This is a genomic window from Ruegeria sp. BB6 (genome assembly GCF_056539385.1).
Map to the genome: position 1 here is coordinate 1 of NZ_JBQFUW010000008.1, position 16590 is coordinate 16590.

General features: G+C 59.8%; 17 protein-coding genes and 1 tRNA gene. 7 read left to right on the forward strand and 11 right to left on the reverse strand.

Annotated elements, in window-relative coordinates:
* The first annotated feature begins 14 nt into the window (after positions 1 to 14).
* The 3 genes from ACR0B7_RS16740 to ACR0B7_RS16750 all read left to right on the forward strand — a co-directional run bounded on the left by ACR0B7_RS16740 (position 15) and on the right by ACR0B7_RS16750 (position 800).
* Positions 15 to 91: transfer RNA gene (locus ACR0B7_RS16740), tRNA-Met, on the forward strand.
* A gap of 233 nt (positions 92 to 324) precedes the next feature.
* On the forward strand, positions 325 to 555 hold the full coding sequence (locus ACR0B7_RS16745; protein WP_480682042.1) for a DUF1127 domain-containing protein: 231 nt from the start codon (positions 325 to 327) through the stop codon (positions 553 to 555).
* Positions 556 to 596: 41 nt separating this feature from the next.
* Positions 597 to 800, forward strand: a complete 204-nt coding sequence (locus tag ACR0B7_RS16750; protein ID WP_170388875.1) for a hypothetical protein — start codon at positions 597 to 599, stop codon at positions 798 to 800.
* An 87-nt stretch (positions 801 to 887) separates the two neighbouring features.
* Here the strand turns inward: ACR0B7_RS16750 and ACR0B7_RS16755 are convergent, their stop codons facing one another.
* Genes ACR0B7_RS16755 through ACR0B7_RS16770 form a run of 4 tightly spaced genes read right to left on the reverse strand, consistent with a single transcriptional unit; the run spans position 888 to position 4378 of the window.
* On the reverse strand, positions 888 to 2030 hold the full coding sequence (locus ACR0B7_RS16755; RefSeq protein ID WP_480682044.1) for a saccharopine dehydrogenase family protein: 1143 nt from the start codon (positions 2028 to 2030) through the stop codon (positions 888 to 890).
* 3 nt (positions 2031 to 2033) lie between these two features.
* Positions 2034 to 3086 (reverse strand): saccharopine dehydrogenase, encoded by a 1053-nt coding sequence (locus ACR0B7_RS16760; protein WP_170485849.1) that lies wholly within the window; start codon positions 3084 to 3086, stop codon positions 2034 to 2036.
* A gap of 14 nt (positions 3087 to 3100) precedes the next feature.
* Positions 3101 to 3715 carry a glutathione S-transferase family protein gene (locus tag ACR0B7_RS16765; RefSeq protein ID WP_170485848.1) on the reverse strand — a complete coding sequence of 205 codons (615 nt, stop codon included), beginning with the start codon at positions 3713 to 3715 and terminating at the stop codon, positions 3101 to 3103.
* Between the two features lie 12 nt (positions 3716 to 3727).
* A complete protein-coding gene (locus ACR0B7_RS16770; protein ID WP_170485847.1) occupies positions 3728 to 4378 on the reverse strand; it encodes a histidine phosphatase family protein in 651 nt (216 codons plus the stop codon).
* Positions 4379 to 4647: 269 nt separating this feature from the next.
* Here ACR0B7_RS16770 and gcvT point away from each other — a divergent pair, with 269 nt between their 5' ends.
* The 3 genes from gcvT (at position 4648) to gcvP (ending at position 9096) form a co-directional block, all read left to right on the forward strand.
* On the forward strand, positions 4648 to 5745 hold the full coding sequence (gene gcvT / locus ACR0B7_RS16775) for a glycine cleavage system aminomethyltransferase GcvT (RefSeq protein ID WP_170576926.1): 1098 nt from the start codon (positions 4648 to 4650) through the stop codon (positions 5743 to 5745).
* 18 nt (positions 5746 to 5763) lie between these two features.
* Entirely contained in the window at positions 5764 to 6129 is a 366-nt protein-coding gene (gene gcvH, locus ACR0B7_RS16780; RefSeq protein WP_170388869.1) for a glycine cleavage system protein GcvH, read from the forward strand.
* A gap of 111 nt (positions 6130 to 6240) precedes the next feature.
* Entirely contained in the window at positions 6241 to 9096 is a 2856-nt protein-coding gene (gene gcvP / locus ACR0B7_RS16785) for an aminomethyl-transferring glycine dehydrogenase (RefSeq protein WP_170485845.1), read from the forward strand.
* Positions 9097 to 9125: 29 nt separating this feature from the next.
* On the opposite strand, the gene ACR0B7_RS16790 is transcribed toward gcvP, so the two are convergent.
* On the reverse strand, positions 9126 to 10367 hold the full coding sequence (locus ACR0B7_RS16790) for a cytochrome-c peroxidase (RefSeq protein WP_480682049.1): 1242 nt from the start codon (positions 10365 to 10367) through the stop codon (positions 9126 to 9128).
* 42 nt (positions 10368 to 10409) lie between these two features.
* Here ACR0B7_RS16790 and ACR0B7_RS16795 point away from each other — a divergent pair, with 42 nt between their 5' ends.
* The gene (locus ACR0B7_RS16795; RefSeq protein WP_170485844.1) at positions 10410 to 10880 is read left to right on the forward strand and encodes a tetratricopeptide repeat protein; all 471 of its coding nucleotides are present in this window, start codon (positions 10410 to 10412) and stop codon (positions 10878 to 10880) included.
* A gap of 30 nt (positions 10881 to 10910) precedes the next feature.
* On the opposite strand, the gene ACR0B7_RS16800 is transcribed toward ACR0B7_RS16795, so the two are convergent.
* The 6 genes from ACR0B7_RS16800 to ACR0B7_RS16825 are packed head-to-tail and all read right to left on the reverse strand — an operon-like array spanning position 10911 to position 16488.
* On the reverse strand, positions 10911 to 11972 hold the full coding sequence (locus tag ACR0B7_RS16800; RefSeq protein ID WP_170415834.1) for a TRAP transporter substrate-binding protein: 1062 nt from the start codon (positions 11970 to 11972) through the stop codon (positions 10911 to 10913).
* Between the two features lie 25 nt (positions 11973 to 11997).
* Positions 11998 to 13287, reverse strand: coding sequence for a TRAP transporter large permease (locus ACR0B7_RS16805; RefSeq protein WP_170485843.1), 1290 nt, complete (start codon positions 13285 to 13287; stop codon positions 11998 to 12000).
* Positions 13288 to 13875, reverse strand: coding sequence for a TRAP transporter small permease subunit (locus ACR0B7_RS16810; protein ID WP_170485842.1), 588 nt, complete (start codon positions 13873 to 13875; stop codon positions 13288 to 13290).
* A 53-nt stretch (positions 13876 to 13928) separates the two neighbouring features.
* Entirely contained in the window at positions 13929 to 14444 is a 516-nt protein-coding gene (locus ACR0B7_RS16815; protein WP_170388863.1) for a flavin reductase family protein, read from the reverse strand.
* Positions 14444 to 15334: an aldo/keto reductase gene (locus ACR0B7_RS16820; protein WP_170485841.1), complete on the reverse strand. Its 891-nt coding sequence runs from the start codon at positions 15332 to 15334 to the stop codon at positions 14444 to 14446. The genes ACR0B7_RS16815 and ACR0B7_RS16820 overlap by 1 nt, the downstream gene beginning before the upstream one ends.
* The gene (locus ACR0B7_RS16825) at positions 15334 to 16488 is read right to left on the reverse strand and encodes an LLM class flavin-dependent oxidoreductase (RefSeq protein ID WP_170570815.1); all 1155 of its coding nucleotides are present in this window, start codon (positions 16486 to 16488) and stop codon (positions 15334 to 15336) included. Before ACR0B7_RS16825 ends, ACR0B7_RS16820 begins: the two co-directional genes overlap by 1 nt.
* Between the last annotated feature and the right edge of the window lie 102 nt (positions 16489 to 16590).

The following is a 16590-nucleotide window of genomic DNA, read 5'->3' on the forward strand; positions in this document are numbered from 1 at the left end:
AAATCTGACTCTGACGCGGGATGGAGCAGCCCGGTAGCTCGTCAGGCTCATAACCTGAAGGTCGCAGGTTCAAATCCTGCTCCCGCAACCAGCGTCAGAAAACCCCAACACAGCCCATTCAGACTACAATTGATCCACCGGATCAATTGCTTAACGTCTTCACCTCGTCAGGCTTACAAGCGCAATGGCGGTTGCTCATAAGCAAAAGAAACACAAGCCAAACCGCCTAAACGGACCTTAATGTTCCGGTTCAGAAAAATTAAGAACCAACTCCCAAGTTTGAACTGTAACCAGAAACGCAGTTCGGTTTTCGAGGAGAGTTCTATGGAAGGTGCACAGGTTCTAAGACCATACAGAAACGTGTTTTCAGCTATGATTTCGGACTATGCCGAAGCAAGAACAGAACAGTTCCGGCGCAGGGTTTTCGCCAACACTGTAAAAGGGCTGGAGCGATTGAGCGATCGTCAATTGAACGACATCGGCGTCCCACGTGAACAGATCAAGCAAAGGGCATACCAGAGCGTCTATTTTGGCGTTCCCTATCGCCAATCGTAGGAATGAGCGCCGCTGAGTTCAGGTAAAGGAGGTACCGAGAAATGTTTGATGCTGTTCGCCCAACCGACCAGACGGCACCGTCTGCGAGTGCCTTGCTCTTATTCGACAGGGCGATGAGAATTCGGGCAATTCGTTGCGATATTGTTCGTGCCGCCCAATATCTGGACCGTTTCAGCGATAAACAATTATCCGAATTCGGGATCAATCGCGCTGACATTGAGGACACGATTCAAAGATATATTTGATAGCCTTGGGTGTTCCGCAATAGATTAAGCGAAACTGGCAAGTGCAAAAACGGTCAGTCCAGCGATCCTGGAGTGACCGTTTTATTGTCAGGCTTTGTGCTCAACGATCTGCAAGTGCTGAGCCAGCTTGTCGATCTCTGCCATCCAGCCTTGCACCAATTTGGGATCGCTTGGGGCAGCATGTACCCCGGCAGGAATTTCGCGTTTCAAGACAGACTCAACAGCCAGAGACACAGGGATCGACACCAGCCGAGCCATTGCGGTTCCGCGTTCGTCACCCCAGGCGTCCATCACATAGGTCTTGTGCCAGACCTCGACGCCGTCTTTTTCGGCTTTCAGGCCCACGCACAGAACCACGCGGTCTGGCTCGCCTTCGTCATAGGCGTTTTCAGTCCAGAATTGATCCGACATCTCTTTCAGGCGCGCATCCCCTTCTGGACCGGCGAGTGTTTCGATTTCCGTGAACACGTCCGACCAGGCATCCGCCCAACCGTTCAGGCGCAATGTGCCTCGGACGAATTCCTTGACTGGCCAGTGATCCTCGAAATGGTACTGGGCCATGAAAGGGATCGAGTCGCGGTTCGGGTAGACTTCAAAGCTCTCAGGGGTGGGCAGCGGTGCGATATAGCTGCTGATCGTGTCCCACGGGCGGGCGACGTCCAGCGGGGCGTAGTCGCGTATCGACTTCGACGGCGAGCGCAGAGCCTTGAGAACCCCCAGAGGAGACCAGCTGAACTTGTACCGGAATGGGTTGGGGTTCTTCGGGACACCGCCGCAATAAGAGATAAAGCTCAGGTGGTTTTGGGGGTCGAATGCATCCGAGGCGCGATAGTCGTCGACCAGGGCGTGTGCCATCAGATGGTCGATACCCGGATCAAGTCCGACTTCATTGACCAAGGCGACCCCGGCTGCGCGGGCCTTGTCGTCCAGTGCTCGCATCTCCGGGGCGATGTAGGAGGATGAGACGAAATTGGCCTGTTTCGAGATCGCCAGTTCCGCCAGCGGCACGTGCCAGTCGCCCGGCAACATGGATACGATCACATCGCCTTTTTCCAGCACTGCGCCCAAAGCGTCGATGTCAAAGGCGCGGATATCGTCGGTCAGGTCACCGACTTCGGCGCGGGCCTTGTCGATGGTCCGGTTCCAGACAGTGATCTTGTAGCCTCCTTCGATCAGGCGGCGCAGGCCGGGGATGGCCGACAGGCCGGTGCCACACCAGTGAATCGTCATCGCTCAGATCCCTTCGATATGAGTTTTGTAGGTTGCTTCTGCCCGACCCCAGACACCGCTGTCCAGATCGGTCAGGGTCAGCAGGGAGGGCAGCAGTTGCGCCGCGTAGTCTTCGGAACTTTCGACAGGCAGCATTGACGGCAGGTTGTCGATCGCCATGACATCCATAATCGGATCTGTGGCCACGCGCAGGGCGGGGGCGTCCCAAGTGGTTGCGCGGTCATAGACCGGCACCGGGTTGTAGTCGCTGTCCGGGTCACAGGCCACGTCGCCAATGGCGGTCAGCTTGCGTGGCGCGTTCAGTGCCTCACGCGGGACAAAGACCGGCGTGCCGGGTCGCGCGAAGATACAGTTCAGGAACAGGTCATGATCAAGGATTTCGGGGAAAGGGCCGCCGCTGGCGGTCTCGGCCATGTCCCATTTGGTGACGGAAACGCCCATCGCCTCGCACATATCCGCGGCGCCCGTGCCCACGCGCCCCAAAGCTCCGATAACGATGGCGCGGGGGCGGATGCCGGTTGCGTCTAGCTCGGCCAGCAATTCTGCGTTCAGCGCGTCTTTGTTCGGATATACCCCGACCGGAGGGCATTCCTGCCCGCGTTGCTGCGCGGCCCATGTTTTCAGCGTGACCGCCGCGCCCGCGTAGCCCGCCCAATAGCCAAAGGCGGCGACCCGGCGGCCGTCTTCGCCGACCAGATACTCCAGATCGTAAAGTGTACCGCCCCCAGCCTTGAAACGCTCCAGTAACGCGCGCCCTGAATGCTGCCCCTTATAGGCATGGCCGAACATAATGTGGCGGTGGGGCAGGGGCGTGCCGTCCTCGGGCAGTTCCTTGAGGCCGAAGATGATCGCATCCAACGGGGCGTCGGGCCATGAATTCTCGGCGGCGATCTCGCAGCCTGCATCCTTGTAACCCTGCAGCGGGATCGCGCGCACGGAACTGTCCTCGACCGTCACACGGATACCTTCGGCGATCAGGGCTGCGGCGCCTTCGGGGGTCAGTCCAACCCGTTCCTCGTTCGGGCGCTGTTCAGCCCGGACCCAGAGATGTGTCATTGTCGTTCCTTTTGTCAGAGCATTCCGGCGGCGCGTACGGCCTGCACCGACGGCCGCGCCTCCATCGCCTCGCGAAATGCGATGATTTTGGGAAAGGCTGCGACGTCCACGCCGTCGCCCTCCAGCCAGCTACACACCACGTAAAGATAGACGTCAGCCAGCGAGATCGCCTCACCCAACACAAATGGCCCGCGCAAACCGTTCGCCGAGATATAGTCGCATGACGCAGTCATTGTCTGCGCCACCTTGCCCTGCATGTCCTTCCAACTGGACTTCTTGTCGGCCCAGCGTGCCCCTCGCATCTTGTGCGCGTGGTTCACATGCATGGTCGAGGCAAGGTAATACATCACCTCACGCATCCGCGCAGCCATAATCGGGTCAGATGGAACCAACCCGGCTTGCGGCGCAACAGCAGCGATATAATCCAGCAGCGCGCCCGTTTCGGTCAGAATACCCCCATCAACCACCAGCGCAGGCACGCGGCCCTTGGGATTGATCTGCTTGTAGGCGGGCTTGGTCTGCTCGCCGCCCGCAAAATCCAGCTTGATCGCCTCATACTCAAGCCCGGCCTCTTCCAGAGCGATGGCAACAGCGACCGAGATCGTGCGGGGGGCAAAATAAAGCTGCATCGGAGCCTCCGGTTACAGGTGGGTCTGGGCGAATTGCCGGTCTGGGGCCTCTAGGTGCGGAACTGCGTTGAACAGCACCGGGGCAAGCTGCGTGCCGATCGGGTGCAGACGATGCACCGAGGTGTTCATGATGGCAAGCGCCACCCGCGCCATGGATGGAATATCCAACCCCATCGCCTGCCGCACCACCATCGAGATCAACCCGCCCGAGGTCACGACAATCGCAGGCCCGCCTTCTGTGCCGATGTCGCGCAGCGCACCAGACACGCGGTTTTCAAACTCCTCGAAGGTTTCCGGCGCACCGGTGATTTCACCCTTGGCCCATGCGTCAAAGGTGCGCGGCAGATGCTCGACAAACCCCTCGCGGTCGGTCGGAACTGCAATACCGTGTTGTTCTTCAAACAGCTTAGCAATGGTGAAATACTCAAGCTCGTTCAGCCGCGCGTCCCGGGTCGGCTCTGGCAAACCCATGCTGGCGGCAGTTTCGACGTGGCGCGTGAGCGTTCCGCAAAAAACCCGCGGATAATGCGCGCGCGTATCCTGTAGATGAGCGCCCAACCAGCGTGCCTGCTGGTGGCCCAACTCGCTGAGCTTGTCATAGTTTATTTCGTCACGCGCGGCAGTGTTCGCTTGGCCGTGACGCACCAGTGTAATATGTGACATGACCGTCCCTCTTGGGCGGAGTCTTAGGGCAGGTTACCGGTCGGGGCCAGAGCCGTTCGACCGCTGTTGGAAAATAATTCTTTTTGTCAGAATGTCTTGCCCAACGCTGACCTAGTCGTGATACATTTCGTGCAGCGCGAGTGTTGCGTAACGGAAAAAAGTTTCCTATACGCTACAAAACTGCTGTATGCCCCCGTATGCCGACCGGCTGGGCGACCATTGCTTTTTGTACAGCATTGACTGACAACGGGTTTGGAAAGGTCACGGATATGACTGACGCACCGAAACGCACTCCGCTTTATGATCTTCACGTCGAGCTTGGCGGAAAGATGGTCGATTTTGCGGGCTGGGAGATGCCGGTTCAGTACCCGCTGGGGATAATGGGTGAGCACAAACAGTGCCGGGAAAAGGCGGCTGTGTTTGATGTCAGTCACATGGGTCAGGTGATCCTGCGTGGCGACAATGTGGGCGAGAAACTGGAAACACTCTGCCCGCAAGCCTATGCGACGTTAAAGGAAGGCAAGGCGCGCTACGGTTTTTTCACGAATGCCGAAGGCGGAATCATGGACGACCTGATCGTGTCGAATGCGGGCGATCACTATTTTGTCGTCGTGAACGCAGCGCTGCGCCATCAGGACATTCCCCATATGCGCGATCATCTGGACGGCGTCGAAGTGACCGAGATTTTCGATCGCGCGTTGGTGGCCGTCCAAGGCCCCAAGGCCGAGGATGTTATCGGTGCGCTTTGCCCGGCGGCACGAGACCTGAAGTTCATGGAAACCACCGTTGCCAATATCAACGGCGTAGAATGCCGGATCTCGCGTCTGGGTTATACCGGCGAAGATGGATATGAAATCTCGATCCCCGAGGACAGCGCGATCGAGATTACGCGCGCGTTTCTTGCGCACGAAGATTGCGAACCGGCGGGCCTTGGCGCACGCGATAGTCTGCGGCTGGAGGCTGGGCTGTGCCTGTATGGTAACGACATCGACCAGACGACCTCACCCATCGAAGCGTCGCTGGGATGGGCCATCCAGAAACGCCGTAAGGAAGAGGGTGGATTTCCTGGCGCAGACCGTATTCAGCGCGAACTGGCCGATGGCCCTGCGCGCAAGCTGGTCGGCATCAAGCCCGAGGGCCGCGCGCCTGCCCGTCAGGGTGTTGAAATCCAATGTGCCGAAGGCAACACGATCGGCCAGATCACGTCCGGCGGGTTTGGCCCCACGGTCGGCGGGCCGGTCGCGATGGGTTATGTCTCTGCCGGTCATGCCGCGCCGGGCGAGACTGTGAACCTGATCATCCGAGGCAAGCCGCAACCCGCACAGATCGCGGCGCTGCCCTTCGTCACCCAGAATTACAAGCGTTGAAGTCAGGAGAGAAACAAGATGGCAACCTATTATTCCGAAGAGCACGAGTGGATCGATGTTGACGGCGACACAGCTACGCTGGGCATCACCAAACACGCGGCCGAGCAACTGGGCGATGTGGTCTTCGTGGAGCAGCAGGAAGTAGGCGAAGAATTCGCCAAAGACGGCGAGATCGGCGTGATTGAATCCGTCAAGGCGGCCTCGGAACTCTACGCGCCAGTTGATGGCGAGATCATCGAGGTGAACGAAACGCTGGCGGACAATCCCGGCGCGCTGAACGAAGATCCCGAGGGCGAAGCCTGGATCTACAAGATCAAGATCACTGACGCCTCGCAGCTCGAAGATTTGATGGACGAAGCCGGCTACAAAGACTTCATCGGCTAAACCCGAAGGGCGGCTCCTTGCAAGGAACCGCCCCTTCATCTGGCTAAAAATATCCCCGCCGGAGGCTCCCTCACTCTCCGCCGGACCTGACCATATGACAGGAGCGCAACGATGGCCTTCAAACTGACCGATTACGAAGCCTATGACTTCGCCAACCGTCGCCATATCGGACCCAGCCCGACCGAGATGCGCGACATGCTCAAGGTGATCGGCTTCAAGACGCTGGACCAACTGATCGACGCCACCGTTCCACCTGAGATCCGCCAGACCGAACCGCTGGATTGGGGTCCGGCAATGACGGAACGCGACGCGCTGTTTCACATGAAAGAAGTGGCGAGCAAGAACAAGGTTCTGACCTCGCTGATCGGTCAGGGGTATTACGGCACCACCACGCCCGCGCCGATCCTGCGCAACATTCTGGAAAACCCGGCTTGGTACACCGCCTACACCCCCTATCAGCCCGAGATCAGCCAGGGGCGTCTTGAGGCGCTGTTGAACTTCCAGACCATGGTCAGCGACCTGACCGGGCTGGACGTAGCCAACGCCTCGCTGCTGGACGAAGCCACAGCCGCAGCCGAGGCCATGGCGATGGCCAAACGAGGCGGTCGGTCCAAGGCCAACAACGCGGCCTTTTTTGTCGACCGCAACTGCCACCCGCAGACCATCGCGGTGATCAAAACCCGGGCCGAGCCTCTGGGCATCGACGTACAGGTGGGCGATCCAGACCAACTGGAAGCGGGCGCGGTCTTTGGCGCGATCTTCCAATATCCCGGCACCCACGGCCATGTCCGTGATTTCTCGGCCGAGATCGCGGCGCTGCATGAACACAAGGCCATCGCTATCGTCGCTGCCGACATCCTGTCGCTGGCGCTGCTGAAATCGCCCGGAGAAATGGGCGCGGATATCGCCATCGGCTCGACCCAGCGTTTCGGCGTGCCGATGGGGTACGGTGGCCCACACGCCGCGTATATGGCGACCACCGACAAGCTCAAGCGCGCGATGCCGGGCCGGATCATCGGTGTCAGCATCGACAGCCGGGGCAACAAGGCGTACCGCCTTGCCCTGCAAACCCGCGAACAACATATCCGGCGCGAAAAGGCGAACTCGAACGTTTGCACCGCGCAGGCGCTGCTGGCCGTTATTGCCTCGATGTATGCGGTCTATCACGGCCCGGATGGGATCAAGGCCATCGCGCAATCGGTGCACCGCAAAACCTCGCGTCTGGCCGTTGGTCTGGAGGAAGCCGGATTTGCCGTTGAACCCGAAGTGTTCTTCGACACGATCACGGTCGAAGTCGGCCACCTGCAAAAGACAGTCATGGAGGCAGCCGTCGCCCGAGGCGTCAACCTGCGCAAGGTGGGCGATACTAAGGTCGGCATCAGCCTGGACGAACAGACCCGTGCCGAAACGATTGAGGCCGTCTGGGGTGCCTTCGGTATCGACCGCAAGGATGACAGCTCGAACAAGCAATACCGCCTGCCCGATTACGCCCTGCGTGAAACGCCGTACCTGACCCACCCGATCTTCCACAAGAACCGGGCCGAGGCCGAGATGACCCGCTATATGCGTCGTCTGGCGGACCGTGATCTGGCGCTGGACCGGGCGATGATTCCGCTGGGCTCGTGCACGATGAAGCTGAACGCCACGATCGAAATGATCCCGGTCACTTGGCCCGAATTCGGCAACCTGCACCCCTTCGTTCCCGAAGATCAGGCGCAGGGCTATCATGAGATGATTGCCGACCTGAACGACAAGCTGTGCCAGATCACCGGCTATGACGCGATCTCGCAGCAGCCCAACTCGGGCGCGCAGGGGGAATACGCAGGGCTGCTGACCATCCGCAACTATCACTTCGCCCGAGGCGAGGGGCACCGCAATGTCTGCCTGATCCCGACCTCGGCGCACGGGACCAACCCGGCCTCGGCGCAGATGGTGGGCTGGCAGGTTGTGCCGGTGCAATCGGATGAGAACGGCAATATCGACCTGAATGACTTCCGCGCCAAGGCCGAGAAGCATTCCGATCATCTGGCCGGTTGCATGATCACCTACCCGTCGACCCATGGCGTGTTCGAGACCACCGTGCAGGAGGTCTGCCAGATCACCCATGACCACGGCGGTCAGGTCTATATCGACGGGGCCAACATGAACGCCATGGTCGGTCTGTCGCGTCCGGGGGATATTGGCGGTGACGTCAGCCACCTGAACCTGCACAAGACCTTCTGCATCCCGCATGGCGGTGGCGGCCCCGGTATGGGTCCGATCGGCGTCAAGGCGCACCTTGAGGAACACCTGCCCGGCCACCCGGAATATGGCACCGCAGTCGGCCCGGTCTCCGCCGCGCCCTTTGGCTCGCCTTCGATCCTGCCAGTCTCATGGGCCTATGTGCTGCTGATGGGTGGTGCGGGTCTGACGCAGGCCACGAAAGTGGCGATCCTGAACGCCAACTACATCGCCGCACGGCTGAAGGATGCCTATCCGATCCTCTATACCTCCGAGACGGGGCGTGTGGCGCATGAATGCATCCTCGACACCCGTCCGTTGGACGCCGAGGCCCATGTGACCGTGGATGACGTGGCCAAACGTCTGGTCGATTCAGGATTCCACGCCCCGACGATGAGCTGGCCGGTCGCGGGCACCCTGATGGTGGAACCCACCGAGTCGGAACCCAAGGATGAGCTGGACCGCTTCTGCGACGCCATGCTGTCCATCCGGGCCGAGGCGCAGGACATCATCGACGGCAAGATCGACGCGGAAAACAACCCGCTGAAAAACGCCCCCCACACGGTGCGTGACCTGGTCGGCGACTGGGACCGCCCATATACCCGTGAACAGGCGTGTTTCCCTCCGGGTTCCATGGGCGTCGACAAATACTGGTCACCGGTCAACCGCGTCGACAACGCGTATGGGGACCGAAACCTCGTCTGCACATGCCCGCCCATGTCGGACTATGAGGAAGCCGCAGAGTAACCAGAACCCCGCCACGCGCGGGGTTTTTCTTAGGGTTGGAAATTGTCGGGCACGCCGAATGCCGGCGTGTCCACGCTCGTCCCGGTCAACGCGTTCAGAAACGCCACGAGGTTTTGGATATCCGCGTCTGATAGCGTAAGCGGCGTGATGTCGATCGCGCGGCGCTGACGTTCCATTTCCAACCTGTCATCCCAGACCACGAAATCGGCTTTGTGCAGCCAGGGAACCTTGGGCAAAACCGCCATGTCGCGCGTCCATTGTGACAGGCTGCGTTCCGGGTCCAGATGATGGCGGATCATGCTGTCGAGATCGGGGAAAGCCCCGTTATGTCCATAAGGCGCGGTCAAAGCCACATTGCGCAGCATCGGTGTGCGAAAGCGATAAGCGTCCTCTAGCCGGTCGCTTTCACCCATGCGCCCGACGTCGCGCACGTAGGGGTCCCATTGCCGGGTGCGGCCCGGACCGAAGGGCGGCAAGGCCAGCGCGTGGAACTGTTGATCTGACATCAACGGACCGGAATGGCAGGTCGAACACTGGGCTTTGCCGTAGAACAGGGCCATCCCGTCCTTCTGGGCAGGTGTCAGGGCGTTGGCGTCGCCTGCAAGATATTGATCGAACGGGCTGTCCGTGCTGCGCCACTCAACGGCCATGAACGCGGCCAGAGCGTTTGCGATCTGAGTGATCGTGATGTCCTCGGCCGTGTAGACCTCATCAAAGGCGGCAACCATCGCAGGGCCATAGCGCGGATCGGTGCGCACCCGTTTGGCGAGGATCGGCCAGCCCAGATCAATCCGATCAGCAACGGCACCGGTCACCTGATTTTCGCCAACATTTCCAGCCATTTCAAACTGCGAGGTCAGCGGGAACAATGCTTGTGCGGCCAGTAGTGAGTTCAGACCCTCAGGCAACCACTCCTGCGCAGGGGAGTTGAAGCCGTTGCCGTAAACGTCCGAGATACTCAGGCGGCCATCGTGGAAGACGGTGTGAATTTCTTTTGCACCAAGGTTCCAAAGACCGGGCGAGTTGCGCGGAATGCGTTTGCGGATTTTATCCGCTCCGGTGCCGGGCGTACGATCTAGCCCCAGACCTTGGCCGCCTTCACCGATGCCCAGAGACACCCCGTCGGAGGTGCCGAAATCGGGATGGTGGCAATGGGCGCAGGCGATGTTCTGATTGCCTGACAGGATGGGATCGTAAAACAGTTGATGACCGATGGCGGCCTGTTCCATATCAAAAGGGATAAAGTCATCATCGGTCAGCGGACGCGGCAAATCCTGCGCTGCTGCCGCACTGACGAAAAGGAAGAAAACCCCATGCGCCAGCTTGTATTTGCCCTTTGCCTTTTTGCATCCCCGGCGCTGGCCGAGCTGGAACAGGCCCGCGACATGATGGAAGCCGGTGAATTTGAAGCCGCGCGCGAGGAACTGCTGCCAGCGGCGCGGTCCGGCAACGCCGAAGCCGAGGAATTGATCGGCGTGATGTACGGCCTCGGGCTGGGGGTCGAGCAGGACTATGAACGCGCGTTTGAATGGTATCTGCGTGCCTCGATGAAAGGGCATCCGGGTGCTCAGTCGGGTATCGGCTGGTATTATGAACTGGGTTTGGGCATGCCCGCGCCCGATCTGGTGCGGGCCTATATGTGGTACACGCTCAGCGCGATTGGCGGCGATCCCGATGCGGCGATCAGCCTTGAAGAAGTGGTCAAGAAAATGTCGCCGGAGCAGATCGAAAGGGCGCATGTTCTGGTGAATGACTACAAAGGGTGGATGTACCCGTTTCGGTAAGGGCCGGACGCAGCGCCCGGCCCTGTTCGCTTAGTTCAGGTCCGCATCGCGCGACGCATTGATGTCGGCTTCAGCCTCGGCAACCGCCTCGGTCAGTGCGTTGAACACCTCATCCCCGCGGCCAACATTGGTCTGGAACCACTCGTAAACGGGGGTTGCGGCCTCTTTGAATGCGGCCTTCTGATCGGGCGTAGGCACATAGAGGTCACCGCCACCGGCGACAAAGTCCTCATAGGCCTGGATCGACTTGCGCTTGGGCGAGGCAAAAGTGGCCTGTTGCAGCGCATAGAACCCATCGACCACCACACGGCGCAGGTCTTCGGGCATCTCCTGGAACTTGGCGTTATTCATCCACCACAGCGCACCCATATAGGCGTGGCCGTCCAGTGTGACATATTGCAGACCCGCATCGGGGAATTTCATGCCCATAATGTCGGTGATACCGTTCTTGGAACCCTCAACCACACCGGTCTGGAAGCTGGTGAACAGCTCAGGCCACGGGATCGGGGTGGGCGACGCACCCAGCGCTTTGACCAGTTCCTGCGGCAGGTCGGCGACCACGGTGCGGATCTTCAGACCTTCCATGTCAGCAGGTTCAGCAATCCGGCGCTGCGTGTTGGCAAAGTTGCGCCAGCCGCCTGTATTGCCGATGGTCATCAGACGGATCGCGCCGCCGGAATCCTCAAGGGCCATTTCGCGCATCTTGCGTGTGAAATCGCCGGACAAAACGTGCTCGGCCACGCGGTCATCCGCCATCAGGTAAGGCAGGTCCAGAACCTGAACATAGGGGAAGATGCCCGACGCACCGCCCGAGGTAGAGATGTAGATGTCGATAGTGCCGTCGGCCACGCCTTGCAGACATTCAGCACCGTTCGAGCAAAGCTGGGTGCCGATGAAAAGTTCCACCTCAATCGCGCCGTTCGATGCGGCCTCGACATAGTTCTTGAAGACGATCAGACCGTCATAGTCTTCGTCATTTTCGTTCGAGTTCGCAGTGGCGCGCAGGGTGAAATCTGCGGCGGTGGCGGCAAGTGCGGATGCAGCCAGCACCGAGGTGGCCACCGCAGCGGTTTTGATAAAGTCTCTGAGCATTCGTTTCCTCCCTGTGATACTCAGTTCAGTTTGCAAATCCCGTTATCCTCGGGATCGTCATGGATAGTGCGGGGACATAGGTGATCAGGAAGATCACTATGATTTCGACAGCCAGAAACGGCAGGATCGCCTTGGCAATGGTCTCGACCTTTTCACGTGACACGGCGGCGGCGACGAACAGGACTAGCCCCATGGGTGGCGTGGCAAGGCCGACGGTCAGGTTGACGCTCATGATAATGGCAAAGTGGATCGGGTCCACGCCAAGGCTGGTGAAGATTGGCGCAAGGATGGGGCCAAGGATGATGATTGCCGGGCCTGCATCCAGGAACATGCCGACGACAAACAGCAGCAGGTTGATCAGGAACAGCAGGATCAACGGGTTTTCTGACAGGCCAAGGATCAGCGCTGCCAGTTGTTCCGGCGCGTGGCTCAGGCTGACAACCGTCTTGAACGCCATCGCCGCGCCGACAAGCAGCAAGACAACCGCCGAGGTCAGACCCGCATTGCTGAGAATCTCGGGCACCTCTTTCAGAGTCAGCGTGCGCAGGACGAAGAAGCCGATGATGAAGGCATAGCCCACGGCCACGGCTGCGGCCTCGGTCGGGGTGAAGATACCACCAAGGATACCGCCCAGAATGATCACCGGCGTCAGCAGCGGAAAGAACGCCTTGAGGCTGGCCTGACGACGCTCGGGCCACGTGTATTTGCGGCTGGCGACGGGGAAGTCGTATTTGTCGGCCATGACCTTGATCATCAGCATCAGACCAACGCCGACCATCACGCCCGGCACGATACCCGCAAGGAACAGGGCCGCCACGCTTTCACCCATCACATAAGCGTAAATGATCATAATCCCTGAGGGTGGAATGATCGGCCCGATCACCGAACTGGCCGCGGTGATCGCGGCGGCGAATTTACGGGTATAGCCCTGCTTCTCCATCGCCGGGATCAGCATCGACCCCAGCGCCGAGGTGTCTGCCACCGCCGAGCCTGACAGGCCGGCGAACAGGATCGAACTCAGCACGTTCACATGGGCCAGGCCGCCCCGGAAGTGACCCATCAACGCCTGAGAGAACTCGACCAGACGGATGGTGATGCCGCCGCGGTTCATCAGCTCTCCGGCCAGCATGAAAAACGGGATCGCCATCAGCGGGAAGCTGTCCATGCCGTTGTAGACGTTCCGGTACAGCAACGTGATGTCGTTGGTCTGACCATTCAGCCACAGCAAAATGCCGGGCGCGGCCAAAAGCGCGAAAAAGACCGGCAGGCCGATCATCAGGAAAATCAGGAAGGTGGGCAGGAACCAGATCAGCATCTATTCAGCCCCCACCGGTCCGTCTGCGATATCGGGCAGCAGGTCTCCGCCCCCCATCAGAGTCACGATGGACCGCAGGATCAGCTCGATATTCACCGCGATCAGCAGGATCACCCCGACCAGCAGCGAGGCCATAATCCAGCTACGCGGGACGCGATACCATTCGTCGAACCCGAAGGAGGTAGGGATATACAGCGCGGCCGTCGCGAACTTGCCGCCAAATCCGGTGACTTCGGACCAGCCGATATTGACCGCGACCAGCAGAACGGCCAGCGAGACGATCAGCAAAAACAAGGTCAGCAATTGGCCCAGCGCACGCGGCAGCATCATGGGCACCATGTCGATCGCCACGAACCCGCCACGCCGAAATGCGGTGGGGGCCATCAGGCCGGTCATCCACAACATACAGAACCGCGCGGCCTCGTCCGGCCAGGGCAGGGCATTGCCCAGAACGTATCGGAAGAACACTTGAATCAGGATTGCGATCACCATCAATGCAATCGCAACAACGCCAACCGCGCGGCCAAAACGCAGCACGGTTTCGTTCACGAATGCAATCGGCGCAAGCACCGATGCCAGTCCGCTCATGCGGATCCTCCCTTATCCAGCCGAAGGTTTACCCCACGGTCGTCAGATCGCGCTTAATGCTGCGCGAATTGGCCGAGTTTCCCGGCATAGAAGGTCAGCGCGTCTCCATCCGCCATGCTGACCTTGAGAACTTTGCCCACGACAATCACGTGGTCGCCTGCATCGTGATAGGCGTGCTGTTCACATTCAAACCGCGCCAGACAGTCCGGCAGCAGCGGTGTTCCATTGCCGCACCGGTCGTGATCAATGTCGCGCAGCGCAAACGCATCTTTCGAGCACCCGAAACATAGCTCGGCCTGTTCCGACGATAGCACGTGCACACTGAAATGGCGTGCCTTGTGGAAATAGGGGAAACGGCGCGAGCTGCGGTCCCCGGCCCACATGATCAGCGGCGGATCCAGCGACAGGGACGAAAAGCTGTTGGCGGTGATGCAGACAGGGCCGTCATCGCTGTTGCAGGTGACAATGGTGACGCCGGTGGCGAACCGGCCAAAGGCGTCGCGCAAAGTGCGGGTGTCGTCCTTATGTGGGACGAATGTGTGGGTCATGTCCTTTGAGATTGCATTCATCATGGTACCTCATGCCCCAGCGCCGCCTCGTACAGGCGGAACCAGCTTTCGCGATCCAGATTGACATTCAATGCGTCCGAGATGGTCTTGATCCGGGACGGATTGTTGGTGCCCATCACCGGAAGGATACCTGCCGGGTGCGCCAGCAGGAACGCAACGGCCACCGCCGCGCGGTCTACGCCGAATTCAGCGGCGATCTCGTCTGCAACGATGCCGACCGGAGGGTTTCCGGCCATCAGCAGCCCGCCCCCAAGCGGCGACCACGCCATCACGGGCTGACCATGCTGCTGGTGAAAGGCCAGATCGCCATTGGTAAAGGGGCCGATCTGACCCAGAGAAATCTCGATCTGGTTGGTGACCAACTGGGTCTTCATCGCCGATTGCAGCAGCGACCAGTCCCAGGGGCGGAAATTCGACACACCGACCGCGCCGACCTTGCCGCTGGCGACCACTTCGTCCAGTGCGGCTCCGGTTTCGTGGTGATCCATGAACGGATCGGGGCGGTGGATCAGCAGTAGATCGATATGGTCGATCGCCATCTCTGTCAAAGAGGTCTCGACCGATTTCAGGATGTGGGCGCGCGAGGTGTCGTAGTATTTGACCTTCGCGTCCGAATAGCGCCCGATCGGAGCCACGATATCGCACTTGGTGACGATCTCCATCTTCGTACGCAGCGCGGGATTGGCGCGCAGGGCGTTGCCCAGCACCGCCTCGGCCCCGTAATCGCCATAGATATCCGCCTGATCGAAACTGGTTATGCCCTGATCCAGACAGGCTTGAATCTTGGCCTCGACATGAGCTGCCGATGTGTCGCTGTCATCGCCCAGCCGCCACATGCCGTAGACAAGGCGGCTCATTTCCAGCGTGTCGGATAGTTTTACACGTTGCATCAGCGACGAACTCCGTTGCCCAGCGGGGTAGCCGGGGTCATTGCAGGCACGCGCCCATAGGCTTCGGGCAGCGAGCAGGTTTTCAGGTTGGGCATGACACGTGCACCAAAGTGCTTTGCCTCATCCATGTGGGGATAGCCCGAGAAGATGAAGGCGCGGATGCCCATCTTTTGGTATTCTTCGATCTTGGACATGACCTGATCGGTTGACCCGACCAAAGCCGCACCGCAGCCGGATCGCGCGCGGCCGACGCCTGTCCAAAGACCGGGTTCGACATAGCCATACTCATCCGCCAGATCGCGGTTCTTGGCCTGATGCGCCACACCCAGAGAGGTTGCGTCCAGCGCCCGTTCCCGGATCGCCCGGCCATATTCGTCGTCCAGTTTCGAGACGATGTAATCCGCATATTCCTGCGCTTCGGCCTCGGTATCGCGGACGATCATGTGCACGCGCAACCCGTAGTCCAGCGTGCGGTTATAGTTTTCAGCCACCGCGTGGACTGCCTTCATCCGCTCTGCCAGTTGATCCTTGGTTTCGGGCCACATCAGGTAGACGTCGCAATGCTCGCCACACAGGTCCAGCGCGGACGGAGAATACCCTCCGAAGTACAGCAGCGGACCGCCGGTCTGATAAGGCTTGGCCGGATCGGTGGTCAGGCCCGAGAAATTGTAAACCTCGCCCGCATGGTTGATCTCGTCCTGAGTCCACGCCTGTTTCAGGATCTCGACCACCTCGCGCGAGCGCTGATAGCGGAACGCGCTGTCGGCTTTCTCGCCGGGGAAGTCGGACGAGATGATGTTCACCGTCAGCCGCCCTTGCAACATGTGATCCAGCGTCGCGATGGTCCGGGCCAGCATGATGGGCTGCATCTCGCCGCAGCGCACGGCGGCCAGCAGGTTGATCTTTTCGGTGATCGGCGCGCAACCAGCGACAAAGCTCAGCGTGTCCTGACCGACCTGATAGGACGACGGGCACAGGATGTTGCGGAACCCTTGCGTCTCGGCCTCTTTGACGATGCCGGAACAATGCGCCCAGCTCGACCGTAGGTCGCCGTCAGGGACGCCCAGAAACTGATAGTCATCGGAACACAGCGCGGCGAACCACGATACCTCGGCCGCATCCAGATCGGGGGATGTGATGGGGACGATGGTCATTTGATTCGTTCTCCGTGCATCTTTTGACTTTCCTCTTGCGTAGCAATCACTTTGATGTAGATCAATAGTGTATCAATTTTTTCCGCGACTCGGTGAAGCACC